The sequence below is a fragment of the Paenarthrobacter sp. AMU7 genome, from assembly GCF_041200195.1.
Taxonomy (GTDB): domain Bacteria; phylum Actinomycetota; class Actinomycetes; order Actinomycetales; family Micrococcaceae; genus Arthrobacter.
On sequence record NZ_CP165735.1, the window covers coordinates 1,856,354 to 1,871,005 of the forward strand.

The 14,652-nt window shown below is 63.0% G+C and carries 9 protein-coding genes; 5 read left to right on the forward strand and 4 right to left on the reverse strand.

Features of this window, described 5'->3' with window-relative positions; translation table 11 throughout:
* Positions 1-53 precede the first annotated feature (53 nt).
* From ABQM86_RS08545 to ABQM86_RS08565, 5 genes are all read left to right on the forward strand, one after another.
* Positions 54-1,007: a hypothetical protein gene (locus tag ABQM86_RS08545; RefSeq protein ID WP_369746388.1), complete on the forward strand. Its 954-nt coding sequence runs from the start codon at positions 54-56 to the stop codon at positions 1,005-1,007.
* A 192-nt stretch (positions 1,008-1,199) separates the two neighbouring features.
* Positions 1,200-2,261: a phenylalanine--tRNA ligase subunit alpha gene (gene pheS / locus ABQM86_RS08550; protein WP_207597052.1), complete on the forward strand. Its 1,062-nt coding sequence runs from the start codon at positions 1,200-1,202 to the stop codon at positions 2,259-2,261.
* 2 nt (positions 2,262-2,263) lie between these two features.
* The gene (pheT, locus tag ABQM86_RS08555) at positions 2,264-4,807 is read left to right on the forward strand and encodes a phenylalanine--tRNA ligase subunit beta (RefSeq protein WP_369746389.1); all 2,544 of its coding nucleotides are present in this window, start codon (positions 2,264-2,266) and stop codon (positions 4,805-4,807) included.
* Positions 4,808-4,994: 187 nt separating this feature from the next.
* On the forward strand, positions 4,995-5,861 hold the full coding sequence (locus tag ABQM86_RS08560; RefSeq protein ID WP_369746390.1) for a serine protease: 867 nt from the start codon (positions 4,995-4,997) through the stop codon (positions 5,859-5,861).
* Positions 5,862-6,425: 564 nt separating this feature from the next.
* Positions 6,426-7,079 carry a 4'-phosphopantetheinyl transferase superfamily protein gene (locus ABQM86_RS08565; protein WP_369746391.1) on the forward strand — a complete coding sequence of 218 codons (654 nt, stop codon included), beginning with the start codon at positions 6,426-6,428 and terminating at the stop codon, positions 7,077-7,079.
* Here the strand turns inward: ABQM86_RS08565 and ABQM86_RS08570 are convergent.
* The 4 genes from ABQM86_RS08570 to ABQM86_RS08585 form a co-directional block, all read right to left on the reverse strand.
* A complete protein-coding gene (locus ABQM86_RS08570; protein WP_369746392.1) occupies positions 7,076-8,419 on the reverse strand; it encodes a M1 family metallopeptidase in 1,344 nt (447 codons plus the stop codon). The genes ABQM86_RS08565 and ABQM86_RS08570 overlap by 4 nt on opposite strands.
* Before the next feature lie 12 nt (positions 8,420-8,431).
* Positions 8,432-12,346, reverse strand: a complete 3,915-nt coding sequence (locus ABQM86_RS08575) for a Pls/PosA family non-ribosomal peptide synthetase (protein WP_369746651.1) — start codon at positions 12,344-12,346, stop codon at positions 8,432-8,434.
* Positions 12,347-12,506: 160 nt separating this feature from the next.
* Positions 12,507-13,472 carry a quinone oxidoreductase gene (locus tag ABQM86_RS08580; protein ID WP_369746393.1) on the reverse strand — a complete coding sequence of 322 codons (966 nt, stop codon included), beginning with the start codon at positions 13,470-13,472 and terminating at the stop codon, positions 12,507-12,509.
* Positions 13,473-13,557: 85 nt separating this feature from the next.
* Positions 13,558-14,646: an acyl-CoA desaturase gene (locus ABQM86_RS08585; RefSeq protein WP_207597061.1), complete on the reverse strand. Its 1,089-nt coding sequence runs from the start codon at positions 14,644-14,646 to the stop codon at positions 13,558-13,560.
* Positions 14,647-14,652: the final 6 nt, after the last annotated feature.

Here is a 14,652-nt window from a genome sequence, read left to right on the forward strand (position 1 = left end):
TACGCTGTTCGAGCACTCATCGGTGCAGGGGAATGAATGGGGGAAGAAACGCGATGAACATTAAACGCGCCGTGGGCGTGGTGGGTGTCCTGCTTGCAGTCATGGTGGCTTTGACCGGCTGCGTCAAGCTGAACATGTCCGTCAAGGTGAACAACGAGAAAAGCGTGGACTACGAGGTTGTTTACGCGATCCAGAAGTCGGTACTGGGCGATAAGTCCTTTGAAGAATTCATGGAGTCAAACGGCAGCGGCAGTGGCAGCCAGGAGATGGACATCCCGGAGGGTGCCACCGTGGTGGACTACGAGGACGAAAAGTACAAGGGCAAGCGGATCACAGCCGCCAACCTTGACCCTGCGAAGCTCGCCGAGTCGTCCAGCTCCGAAAATCCTTTCGAACTCAAGAAGGAGGGTGACTTCTATGTCCTCTCCATGGGCGGCGTGACCGGGATGGACAGCAGCGATCCCCAAGCCTCCAGCATGGCCAAGTCAATGTTTGACGAAGCCACGGTCAAGTTCACGTTCCCCGGCAAGGTCGTCGAAGCAACAGGTGCGACCGTGGACGGCAACACTGCCACCTTCGACATGCTGACCATCAAAGAGACTGCGGTCCAGGCCAAGGCCGAAGCCAACGCCGGCGTTCCGATGTGGATCATCTGGATCCTGGTTGCCGTTCTGGTGATCGCCGCTGGGTTGGTTCTCCTGTTCCTGCTGCTGCGCAGGAAGTCCGCGCAGCAAACGCCAGCGCTCGCAGGGGCTGCGCCGTACGGCCAGCCGGGTTACGCTCCCCAGCAGGACGCCTACCCCCGGCAGCCAACGCAGTCACCTCAAGCGGACTGGGCAGGGCAGGGTTACACTCCTGGGGCGCCGCAGGATCAGACCATGCCGCCTGCCCAGGTCCCGCAGCCGCCTGCCCAGCAGTTCCCGACGCAGCAGCAGCCTGCGACGCCACCCGTCCAACGGAACGACGACGGCCAGTCGCCACCGCCGCCCACGGCACCGCCCGCTTAGGGCGGCGAGGAACTCCTGGCGATTTCCGCCGTCGTGCCGTTCATATGGCGGGACGCGTCTTGGTGGGTTAAATCCAGTCCATGACGTTCAACTAGACTGAAGGGTAGTGCCTGCCGTCCGCGGCGAGCACTGCCCTTTCGTTTTGCAGGCCTGCCTTGCCGGCCGCTCCCGACTCGTAGCTAAGAACAGTAGATGACTGACACTTTGCCAGGCGCTGCCATCCCGAATCCGCTGGATGAAGCCGCCATCACCGCCGCCGTCGAGGATGCCATCGCCGCAATTGCGGCTGCTTCCTCCCTTGATGAACTCAAGGCTGTCCGCCTCGCCCACACCGGCGAGAAGTCGCCACTGAGCCTCGCCAACCGTGAAATCGGTGGGCTCGCCAAGGAGCACAAGGCCGCCGCCGGCAAGCTCATGGGGTCCTCCCGCGGCCGCGTCAACCAGGCGCTCGCTGCCCGGACCGAGGTTCTCGAAGCCGAGAACGACGCCCGTATCCTGGTCGAAGAAACAGTGGATGTGACGGCCGCTCCGCGTCGTCGCCGGGCAGGTGCACGTCACCCGCTGTCCACGCTTCAGGACCGCGTCTCAGACATCTTCGTCGGCATGGGCTGGGAGATTGCCGAAGGCCCAGAGGTGGAGTCCGAGTGGTTCAACTTCGATGCGCTGAACTTCAAGCCGGACCACCCCGCCCGCGAAATGCAGGACACGTTCTTCGTGGAACCGCCCGAAGCTCACCTGCTCATGCGCACCCACACGTCTCCTGTCCAGGTACGTTCCATGCTGGAACGCGAAGTTCCCATCTACGTTCTGTGCCCGGGCAAGGTGTTCCGCACCGATGAACTGGACGCTACGCACACGCCTGTGTTCCACCAGTTCGAGGGTCTCGCGATCGACAAGAACCTGAGCATGGCGGACCTGCGCGGCACGTTGGAGCACTTCGCCCGCCAGATGTTCGGTGACGAAGCCTCCATCCGCCTGCGCCCCAACTACTTCCCGTTCACGGAGCCTTCAGCGGAACTGGACATCTGGCACCCGGGTGCCAAGGGCGGTCCGCGCTGGATCGAGTGGGGTGGCTGCGGCATGGTCAACCCCAACGTCCTCCGTGCAGCGGGCATCGATCCGGACATCTATTCAGGTTTTGCCTTCGGCATGGGCATTGAGCGCACGCTCATGTTCCGCAACGAGGTCGGCGATATGCGCGACATGATCGAAGGCGACGTACGTTTCAGCGAGCACTTCGGGATGGAGATCTAATAGTGCGTATCCCACTTTCCTGGCTGCGTGAATTCGCGCAGGTTCCGGCCGATGCAACGGCCGAAGATGTCATGGCGGACCTGGTCAAGGTCGGCTTTGAAGAAGAAGAAGTCCACCGTCCCACGGACGAGCTCTCCGGGCCCATCGTCGTGGGCCAGGTCTTGAGCCTGGTCAAGGAGCCGCAGTCCAACGGCAAGACGATCAACTGGTGCCAGGTCCGCGTCGTCCCTGAAGGACAGGAACAGACGCTCAATGGTGAGGGCATTGACCCTTCCGGAGTGCAGGGCATTATTTGCGGTGCCCACAACTTTGTTGAGGGCGACAAGGTCGTAGTTACCCTTCCCGGAGCTGTTCTGCCAGGAAACTTCAAGATCTCAGCCCGCAAGACCTACGGTCACCTGTCCGCGGGCATGATCGCTTCCGTTCGGGAACTGGGCATCGGCGACGACCACGACGGCATCCTGGTCCTCTCCCGCATCGGCCTCGATCCGGAAATCGGCACGGACGCCATGGAACTCCTTGGCCTCTATGACCAGGCTGCTGAAATCAACGTGACCCCTGACCGCGGCTACGCGTTCTCGATCCGGGGTGTCGCTCGCGAGTACGCGCACGCCACGGGAACCTCGTTCGTGGATCCCGCGTCCAAGGTGAGCGCGCCGGCAACCCTGCAGGGTGGCTACGGCGTCAAGCTCAACGATGACGCCCCGATTTACGGCAAGCCAGGCTGCGACCGCTTCGTGGCCCGCACCGTCCGTGGCGTTGACCCATCACGTCCCACACCGCCGTGGATGTCCGCGCGCCTTCGTCTGGCCGGCGTTCGTTCCATCTCGCTGCCGGTTGATATCTCCAACTACGTCATGCTTGAGCTGGGACAGCCCAACCACTGCTACGACCTCGACAAGCTCGCGGGCGACATCGTGGTGCGTCGTGCAGTGGCGGGGGAGAAGATCACCACCCTCGATGACAAGGAGCGCACGCTCGACGTCGAGGACCTGTTGATCACCGATGACTCGGGTGCCATTGGCATCGCCGGCGTGATGGGAGGAGCCCACACTGAGGTGTCGGATTCCACCACCAACATCCTGGTGGAAGCCGCGCACTTCGACGAAGTGTCGATTGCCCGCTCCCGCCGTCGCCACAAGCTGCCCTCCGAAGCCTCCAAGCGCTTCGAGCGCGGCGTTGACTGGCACGTTGCGAATATTGCTGCCCAGCGCGTGGTTGACCTCTTGGTAGAGCTTGCCGGTGGTACGGCAGATGAGACGGGGACCGACGTTGGAACCGCCCCTGATGCGGTCACCATTGAACTGCCGGCAGGGTTCGCCTCTGCCCGAATCGGCATCGACTTCACCGAAGAGCAGATCGTCACGTCCCTTGAGGACCTTGGGGCTGTGGTTGAAAAAACTGCCGCCGGTTACAGGGTCACGGCTCCCAGCTGGCGCAATGACCTCGAAACCAAGGAAGACCTGTCCGAGGAAATCGCGCGCCTTGTCGGCTACGACAACATCCCCTCGACTCTTCCGGTGGCGCCTCCAGGCCGTGGCCTGAGCCGCAGCCAGCAGCAGAAGCGCCGGGTCGTCCAGGCCTTGGCTGATGCGGGGCTTACTGAGGTGTTGTCCTACCCGTTCGTCTCCAAGGCAGCCAACGACACCTTTGGCGTTGCTGCTGAAGGCGGTGCGCGTCCGGCGCTCAAGCTCGCCAACCCGATCAGTGAGGAACACGGCTACCTGCGGACGTCCATCCTGCCGGGCCTGATCGAGGTTGCCCGCCGGAACCACTCGCGCGGCTTCCGTGACCTGGCTGTCTACGAAGCGGGTTCGGTCTTCCTGCCCGGTGACAAGCTCGGCACGGATTCCATCCCGCCGTTGGGCGTCAAGCCTTCCGATGAGGTTCTGGATGCGCTGTACGACGGCGTCCCGCCCCAGCCGCTGCACGTCGCAGCTGTCTTGACGGGCCATGATTCTCCGGCTGCCGCTACCCACACACCGCGCGTCTGGGACTGGGCGGACGCTGTTGACGTGGCACGCCTCATTGCAGATGTTTTGGGTGTCGAGCTGGTCGTCAGCCAGGGCAGCCACCAGGCATTCCACCCCGGCCGTGCAGCTCAACTGGCGCTGCGCAATGGCGACGTCGTGGGCTACGCAGGAGAGTTGCACCCCAAGCTCCTGGCGGCTCAGGACATGCCCGCACGCTCCGTGGCTCTGGAGGTCAACGTGGAAGCGTTGTTCGAAGCCGCTGCTGACGTGATTGTGGCCAAGCACATCTCTGGATTCCCCGTCGCCACGCAGGACGTCGCCTTGGTGGTTCCGCAGGATGTGGCGGCAGACCTGGTCCTCTCCGCGCTGCGTGAAGGCGCCGGAGAACTCCTCGAAGACGTGGCGCTGTTCGACGTCTACGCGGGTCCCGGCATCGAGGAGGGCAAGAAATCGCTGGCTTTCGGCTTGCGCTTCCGTGCGGACGACCGCACGCTGACGGCGGATGAGGCTTCGGAGGCCCGAGCGGCTGCCGTTGCCGTTGCGGCCGAGCGCTTCGGAGCAGTCCAGCGCTAGCACTCCCTGTATCGAGTGAATCCCCGGGACCTGATGGTTCCGGGGATTTTTTCTTTTATTGAGATTGAGCTCCCAGCATCTTGACAGACTATTCATGCATGTATGACAGTTTTGTCATGCACATGTGAAGCATGTGTATCACATCCCTCGCACGGCTCTTCTGTGAGCCGTCCCTTGAAAGGTACCCATGAAGAAGCAGAACGTTGCTTTGCTTGTCGGAGCTGCAGTGATGGCTCTGACGTCCTCGCTTGGTGGAGCCGCAACCGCGTCAGAGTCGACGCCGCAGGCAGCCGCCGCCGAGGTCCAACCTGTATCGCACACGGTAGACCCTTCGCAGACGTCCGGTTCCGCTGCATCACCACTGGCTGACAAATACACGATTGCCGCACCGTCGAAGAACGGAGGGGCCTCCACCGACTCAGTGATCGGCGCTGACGGCCGTGTCCGCATCACCAACACCACAGCTGCGCCCAACCGCTCGATCGTTCAGATCGAGTTCAACGGCGGCTACATCTGCTCCGGTGCCTTGATTTCCGACGACACCGTTCTGACCGCAGGGCACTGCGTCCACGAAGGCGGCACTGGGTCAACGGCTGATTACTCCTGGGGCGTAAAAGTGGCTCCTGGTCGGAATGGATCAACCGATCCTTACGGTACGTGTGGCGCAACGCAGCTCTTGACGGACCAGCGCTGGATCGACTCTGCCAACACCAACGCTGATTGGGGCGTCATCAAGCTCGACTGCACCATCGGCAACACCACCGGCTGGCTCAATTACACCGGCACCACCGCAAGTCTGAATGGCACCAATGTGACCGTTCGGGGCTACCCCGGAGACAAGGCCTTCGGAACCATGTGGTCCATGACCGGTCCCATTGAGAGCACCACCGCTGAGAAGGTCTACTACAAGATGGACACGTTCGGCGGCCAGAGCGGTGCGCCCGTGTACAACAGCTCCAACACCATCATGGCCATCCACACCAACGGCGGCAGCTCCAACTCGGGCACCCGCATCACGCCCACACTGGCGAACTACCTGACGTCGGTAAAGTAGCGCAGTTGAGTTAAGCCACCCACAGTGTTCCCCGCGGCGTAATTGTGGCTGCGGGGAACACTTGCTTTGGCGAAAAGGAGCCCGCCACACAAGCTGCAGTTTGCAGAGGCCATAGCTACAAAGGGGGGTGGGTAGATTTAGGTGCAAATGTCCTCGTTTATGAGCACTTGCGACTATGCACGGACAACATCGGAAGGGCTGGAGTGCGGACCACCTACAGAACGAAAGGAACGCAGGGGTCTCAGCACGCCGCGGTCGGGAGCTACATACAGGCCCGTGAGACGCTCCGTAGCTTATAGCTGAGGGACGAAACCTGTGGTGCACACGTACTGCTCCGCGACACGACGGGCGAGGCGCGCTGGTTTGGCCCGAGAAAAGCCTTCACAGGTAAGAGTCCACTTCTCCATTCAGCGCCTGTCAGGATGGTCTAACACCTGTCGTACGGAACCCGATTTGGGCATAGACGCGGGGCGATGGCAGAGTCGTTTGAAGCCTCACAGAAGGGGGAAATCCACCCATAGCTGTTGCGACATTGGGCTGGGGACTTAGCCGTGAGAGGAGGGCATGATGCAGAATCCGGTGCTTGACCTGCGGAGGCTCGATGAGACGCCCGGCGCAGGAGGCGCGCTTGAACTGCTCGGCCAGCTGGCCCTCGAGCGCGCCCTTCGCTACGCCAACCCCGCAGACCGTGAAGAGTTCATTGCAGGGCGGGTGGCCTTGCTGGACTTTGCCGCTGCGCTCCTGGAAGTGGATCCTGCTCGACTCGTTCCTGACTATCACTGTCCGCGGTGCGGCCCCGGCCAGGACCATGGTCGCCCAGGGTTCATGCTCGACGGCGGCCCCGCACCTCTGGCGCTCAGTGCATCCCGGGCGTCGGGCTGGGTACTACTGGCCGGCGTCGTGCATGCTCCCGAAGAACTACGGCTGGGAGTGGATCTTGAATCGACTGGCAAAGCAACCTTCGAAGGCTTCGACGACGTCGCGCTGACCGCAACCGAGAAACGCTTCCTGTCCACCATCCCGGATCAGGAGCGAAATAGTCAGCGCGCGCGTCTGTGGGCACGCAAAGAGGCGTGGCTGAAGATGACGGGGGAGGGCCTGAGGCGCAACCCCGCAGAGCTGGATGTGCTGGACCTGCCCGGCCTGCGGGATGTCACCGGCATCCAAGAAAACCGAAAACTGCCTGACGGTTTGGTTGCCGCCCTGGCACTGGGCTAGCGCGCTGGAGGCAGCGGCGGAAGCGCAGCCTCGTAGAGCCATGGCCGGAGAATCGACGCAGCATCAAAGCCCGGAATGAACGAATCCGCAGCCTCAATGAACGCCTCCGTCGACACTGAGCCATGCCGGTTGGTGGCAGTCCAGTGCTGCAGGAAACCAAAGAAGGCCTCGTCCCCAGCTGCCATCCGCACCGCGTGAACGGCAAGGGCGCCGCGCTTGTAGACGCGGTCGTCGAACATCAGCTCAGGGCCGGGGTCTCCGACCAGCAGATCCTGGGGCCCGGCGTCGAGCCTCTTCCATGCAGCCGTTACCCGCGCAGCAACAGTCATGGTCCTGGATTCTTCGGACCACAACCACTCCGCGTAGCAGGCGAATCCTTCATGGAGCCAGATGTCTTTCCAGCTGCTCACGGTCAGCGAGTTGCCGAACCACTGGTGGGAAAGCTCGTGGGCGATCAGGCGCTGGGCGTCCCAGGACTCGCGCATGTGGTTTCGGCCGAAGATGGAGACGGTTTGGGCTTCCAACGGGATTTCCAGTTCGTCTTCAGTGACCACCGACGTGTAGTCCGTGAACGGATACGGTCCGAAGCAATCCTCGAAGGTGCGCATCATGTCCGGCTGGCGGCGCAGGCCTTGCAGAGCATCCACCGCCATCTCGGGCGTGACTGCTACGAACTGCGGCACCCGGTGATGGGTGTCGTCATTGTGCAGGGGAACCCTGACGTACCGGCCGATCTGAACGGTGGCGAGGTAGGTGGCCATGGGTTCAGCGTGTTCATAGACCCAGGTCTCCCTGCTCGACTTGCGGGAGTGGGAGATCAGCGTGCCGTTGCACACCGGCCGGTAGTTGTCGTCTGTGGTCACGGAGATAAGGAAGCTGGACTTGTAGCGTGGATGGTCATTGCAGGGGAACCAGGAGGCCGCACCGTTGGGCTGGCCGGCCACCAGTACGCCGTCGTTCAGTTCTTCCCACCCCACATCGCCCCAAAGCCCGCGGCGGGGCTGGGGGTTCCCGTCGTAGCGGATCTCCAAGGAGAACTGCTGGCCGGGCTTAAGCGGGGAGGCCGGGTTGAGCACCAGGTGTTCGGCCCTGTGGCTGAATTTCTGGAGCTTCTTGCCATCCAGCTGGACCTTGCTGGCCCGCAGGCCCACCAGGTCGAGGACAATCTGTGCCAGGGGTTTTAACGCCGTGCATCGCAGGACCGCCTTGCCGATCAGCTTGTTGCTGCCCAACCTGACGTCGAGATCCAACTCGTACCGGTCCACACGGTAGTTGCTGCTGCCGTGGTCCAGAGCATAGGGGTCCGCTTCGGTCGTGGGGGCGGTGATTGGTACGGTCATGATCCGTCCAATCTACTTGAGGCGCGGCGCTTGTGTTGACGGACCCACCCATGGGCTCACCGGGTTGCCCATCCAATACGTTCCGGCCGGCACTGTCTCACCCCGCATAACCAACGACGCCGGACCAACAGTTCCGCCGTCGCCGATGCTGGCCGCGGGGAGGATGACGCCGTGCGGACCCATGGTGGCTCCGTTACCGAGCAGCACGGTGTCCAGGCTCATCACGCGGTCGTGGAACAGGTGCGTCTGGACAACGCAGCCACGGTTGACGGTGGAATTCTCACCGAGCGTGACCAGGTCAGCTTCGGGCAGCCAGTAGCTTTCACACCAGGTCCCACGGCCGATCTTCGCTCCGAGGCCGCGAAGCCACCACACCAAGGCGGGAGTTCCGGCGGCGGAGCGGGCAAACCACGGGGCACTCACCATTTCGATGAAGGTGTCCACTACCTCGTTGCGCCAGATGAATGAGCTCCACAAGGGGTGCTCACCCGCGCGGATGGTCCCCACCAGGGCCCACTTGGCCACGATGGAGCTCAATGCGGCCACGGCACCTGCTGCCAGCATCACGACACCACCCAGGACGGCCGCCACCCAGTAGCCCCATCCACTCGCGATCCAATCCAGAACCAGCATGACGCTGACGGCGATGGCAACGGTGAGGATGACAGGCACGAGCCGGCACAGTTCCCACAGCGCCCGGGCAACCTTGAGCCTGCGGGGCGGCTGGAAGGTCCGGGTTTGGTCAGCAGCGACGGCAGTGCGGCGCAGCCTGACCGGCGGGCTGCCCAACCAGGACGTGCCGGATTTGGCTTTCGCCGGCGTGGCAGACAGAACTGCAACGAGGGAGTTCTTGGGAACGTTTCGTCCCGCAGCAGTCATGCCCGAGTTGCCCAGGAAGGAGCGCTTTCCTATTTTGGCGGGAGCAATCTTCATCCAGCCCCCACCGAGTTCGTAGGAGGCCACCATGGTGTCGTCAGCCAGGAAGGCTCCATCCCCAATGGTCGTCATTTTAGGAACCAACAGAACGGTTGAGGCTTCCACGTTTTTGCCGACTTTGGCGCCCAGAAGGCGCAGCCAGATCGGTGTGAAAAGGCTTGCGTAGACCGGGAAAAGGAGGTCCCGGGCCATGTCCAGAAGGCGTTCCGTGGCCCAAACCTGCCACCCGACACGGCTGCGGACCCCGTAGTAACCCTCCTTCAAACCCAACCCGAGAAGCCGGGCAACCATCAGGATGAGCAGCAGGTTGCCGAAGAACCACACCGACGCCGCAAGAGGCAATGCCAGAGCTATTTGAGCAAGCGCAGTTTCCAGGGATTCGTGGCCCTGCATGAAAGCCAGGACAACCAAGGCCGCCGCGAACGCAGAAATGTAAGGAATAAGGGCCAGGAGCGCCGAAGCGCTGGCAAAGGCGGAGAACCAGAGCCTGTCAACCACTGGCCGCCGGTTGATCGTTTCAGGCCACTCTTGCTTCGCTTTTCCACGGCGCTCGGCGGGGGAGCCGGCCACAAGGTGCCCGGCCTTCACTTTGCCCAGTACTGCCGACCCGGCTTCGACGCGCGCACCCGCACCGATGGTGGCCCCTGGCATCAGGGTGCTTCGGGCGCCGACGACTGCGCCGGCTCCTACATGGATCTGCCCGATATGGACGGAGTCACCATCCACCCACCATCCGGAAAGGTCCACCTCGGGCTCGATGTTGGCTCCGCTTCCGAGGGACAGCAAACCGGTGACCGGGGGCAGTGAGTGCAGGTGGACATCCTTGCCGATCTTGGCTCCGAGGGCCCGTGCGTAGTAAGGGACGAACGGGGCGCTGGCCAGACCGATGGCGCCCGACAGGTCTTGTATTTGCTCGGCCAGCCACAAGCGCAGGTGGGTCTTTCCGGAACGTGGGTAAGTGCCGGGTTCGATCCTGCCAAGAAGCACCCTGGCTGCAACCACCGAGATCGTCATCCGGCCCAAGGGGCTGACGAAGACCAGCCAGGACGCTGCGATCCACCACCACGACACGACGGGTGCGGCGGTAAATCCAGCAAAGTCGGCCAGCAACCTGTTGGCGGCCATGAGGTAGGTGAGCCAACGCATCCCCACCAGGATGTGCAAGGGCACGCCCATTAGCACCTGGAAGATCTGTGACTTCAGCGCCGTGGGACGCACGGTGCGCTCTGCAGCGGGACCCGGCGCGCCGCCGTCGGGAAGAGATTGCCGTGCTGTGTCGATCAGTGCGCCGACACGTGGCGTGGCATAGATATCCGCCACGGTGATGGTGGGATACCGGACGCGAAGGGCAGAAACGAGCTGCGCCGCAGCCAAGGATCCGCCACCATAAGCGAAGAAGTCGGCGTCCAGGGAGCCGACGGGACTTCCCAGCACGGATTCCCATTGCTCAACCACCCAACGGGCGTCATCGGGCAGGTTCAGCGGGGCGTTCCCGGCTTCGGTGGCACCGGCTCCTGCCAGCGGCCACGGCAAAGCGTGACGGTCAACTTTTCCGCTCGTCTTGGTCGGGAGCGAATCCACCACGGTCAGCAGGGGGATCAAAGCGGCCGGCAGGCTTTCGCCAAGCAGCCGGCGTGCCTCGTCCATGGACAGCTCGTAGCCGTCAACGGGGGCCAGGTAGCCCACCAGGATCTGGTTGCCGGCAGCCGTGGTCTGCACGGCCGCAGCAGCACCGGCGACGCCCGGCAAGGACTGGAGCGCAGCATCCACTTCGCCCAGTTCGATCCGGCGTCCACCCAGTTTCACCTGTTCGTCGGCGCGGCCCATGAAGATCAGACCCTCGGCTTCGAAGCGGACCAGGTCGCCGGAGCGGTAGGCACGTTCCCAACCCAAGGTAGGCATGGGGGCATACTTTTCTGCGTCCTTGGCAGGGTCCAGGTAGCGGGCCAGTCCCACTCCGCCGATGATCAGTTCGCCGATCTCACCTTCGGCCACCGGGACGCCCTGCGGATCGACGACGGCAAGGTCCCAGCCATCCAGTGGAAGCCCGATCCGCACGGGGCCGGGTCCGCCCAGGGGAGCGGCACAGGCAACGACGGTGGCTTCGGTGGGTCCGTAGGTATTCCACACCTCACGGCCATCTACCGCGAGGCGTTCGGCCAGCTCGGGCGGGCACGCTTCGCCGCCGAAGATCAGCAGGCGGACGTTCTCCAGCGCCTCTGCCGGCCAGAGAGCGGCAAGGGTGGGCACGGTGGAAACCACCGTGATGCCGTGGTTGATAAGCCAAGGGCCGAGGTCCATGCCGGTGCGAACCAACGCTCGTGGTGCCGGTACCAGGCAAGCGCCGTGGCGCCAGGCAAGCCACATTTCCTCGCAGGAAGCGTCGAAGGCGACCGAAAGGCCGGCCAACACCCGGTCCTCGGGGCCAATAGGCTCAGCTTGTAGGAAGATCCTGGCCTCGGCGTCAACAAACGCGGCCGAGGACCGGTGCTGGACGGCAACGCCCTTGGGGGTTCCTGTGGATCCGGAGGTGAAGATGATCCAGGAATCGTCGTCCAGTCCGGGGATGGAGGGTGTGGAGACGGGTTCCCGGGCCTCGCCGGAAAGCTGGATGTCCAGGCCCGCAGCGATGATGGCACCCACCTTGGCTTCGCCGAACACCAGACGGGCGCGTTCGTCGGGGTCGTCCGCATCCACGGGAACGTAGGCGGCGCCAGCCATGAGGACTCCCAAGATGGCGATGTAGAGCTCGTTGGTGCCGGATGGGATCCGAACGCCGATTTTGTCGCCCCGGCCAAGACCTGCCGCATTGAGCCGGGCAGCGAAGGCGCGTACCGCCTTGAGAAGCTCGGTGTAGCTCAGGGACTTCTGCCCGTCATCCAGTGCCGAGGCTTCGGGGAATGACGATGCGGTTTCTGTCAGGATGTCAACGAGGGTGCGCTCGGCCGGGGCGGCGGTGCCTCCCGGTAGCTGGGGACGGTACGTGGTCATGGCAGGGATATGCCCGGCCCCCAATGGATGTTCTGTGCTCACGACGTCAGCTTTCCGCAGAAAGATGAACAAAAGGTGTCTGACGTTTCCTGCGCGTCACTTTCTGTTGCACAGCAGTTTCCCTGCGCGTCACTGGCCGTTGGGAACCGGACATGGCGGCTTAGGGAACCAGCAGGACTTTGCCGGTGGTGCGGCGGCCTTCGAGGTCCCTGTGTGCTTGGGCTGCTTCGGCCAACGGGTATGTGGCACCGACCCTGACAGTTAGGGTGCCGTTGGCGGCGGCGTCGAAAATCTCGGCTGAACGCCACCTGCGTTCCTGGGCGTTCTGCACAAAGTGCGCCATGGTGGGCCTGGTCAGCGTCAGCGAACCTGCGGCGTTCAAACGCTGGGGATCGAAGGGCGGCACCGGGCCGGAGGCCGCACCGAAGAGCACCATGGCACCCCGGATGCGCAGGCTCTTCAGGGAGTCATCGAAGGTGTCTTTGCCGACGCCGTCGTACACCACGTTGACGCCCTCGCCGTCGGTCAGTTCACGGACCCTGTCAGCGAAGCCCTCGTAACGGAGTACTTCATCAGCGCCTGCAAGCGTGGAGAGATCGGCCTTCTCATCAGAGGACACGGTGGTGATCACACGGGCTCCGCGGGCCTTCAGCAGTTGCGTCAACAGCAGACCAACGCCACCTGCGCCTGCGTGGAGCAGAACGGTGTGGCCCGGCTCTACGCGGAACGACGAGTTCATCAGGTAATGGGCAGTGATGCCCTGCAGCGGCAGGGCTGCTGCGGTGTGATCGTCGACGCCGTCAGGAACCGGAAGTGCCTTGGCCGCCTCCACCACGGCGTACTCCGCGTACGTCCGGGACCCCTCAGCCGTGGCAACCCGGTCGCCAACGGAAAATTCTGCGACACCTTCGCCTACGGACTCCACTGTGCCGGCGGCTTCGGCGCCTGGGGTGAAGGGGTATTCCACCTTGTAGGTGCCGCTGCGTTGGTAGGTCTCAATGAAATTGACCCCGGCAGCTGCGACCTTGATCAACAGCTGGCCGGGGCCAGGTTTCGGTATTTCCACAGATGCGTATTCGAGGACCTCAGGTCCTCCGGGCTGCTGTGCAACGATGGCGTGCGTCATGGTGGCTCCTCACTCCGGGGCGGTCCTTCCGGGGCCCGGTTTCAGATTCCATCCTAGGGAAGTTGGGGCTTCCCTTGTTGAACGCCTAGAAGCGTCCGTGCGTCGAAGCCACGGGGCAATCGAAGCCGCGGCCTGCTGCCAGGCCTACGTCATTGAGGTATCTGACCACGATGCCGTAGGACTGCATCAACGTGGTTTCCGTGTAGGAAATGGAGTGCTTGGCGCAGAACTCGCGGACGATCTTTGTGGCCTTGTACAAATGGGGGCGAGCCATGTCCGGGAACAGGTGGTGCTCCACCTGGCGGTTGAGTCCACCCAGGAGGAAGTCCATGAAGAGACCACCGGAGATATTGCGCGAGGTCAGGATCTGGCGGTTGAGGAAGTCCACGCGGCTGTCCTTGGGGAGGACGGGCATGCCCTTGTGGTTCGGGGCGAACGAGGCTCCCATATAGAAGCCGTAAACCATGATCTGGACGCCAAGGAAGGCGAACGCCATGCCGATGGGCAGGAAGGTGAAAGCCAGGACCGGGAGGGCGGCAAGCCTGGTCACGAGGATGGGCGTCTCCACCCAGCGGTGACGTACTTTCTGCTTGCCGAAGACGAAGCGAAGGGAGTCGAACTGCAGGCTCAAGCCCAGGAGCGTCAGGAGCGGGAAGAAGAACCAGCCCTGCTTTTTGGTGAGGAAAGCCAGGCGGCCTTTGCGTTCGGCTGCAGCGTCCTCATAGAACACCAAGGCGTTGTTCCGGATGTCCGGGTCCTTGGAGATGACGTTGGGGTGGTTGTGGTGGGCTCCGTGCTTCTGTTCCCACCAGGAATAGCTGATGCCGGCAACTCCTGTGGCCAGGAGACGGGCTGACCAATCGTTGGCACGCCGGGAAGCGAAGATCTGCTTGTGACCTGCCTCGTGGGCAAGGAAGCTCAGTTGCGTGCACAGGATGCCTACGGCTGCAGCGATCAAAAGCTGGTACCAGGAATCGCCGATCAGTGCGAAGCCGAGCCAGGTGCCGGCCATAAGGAGTGCCAGGGCCACGAAGACCCAGATGTAGAAGCCGCTACGGCGTTCCAGGAGTCCGGCTGCCTTGACGCTCTTGAGAAGCTCCGAGTAGCTCTGGACGACGGGATTTGGTTGAATTGCGCGAGCTTTGGGGCGCTCAGCGGTGGACGTGGGTGACATAAATGT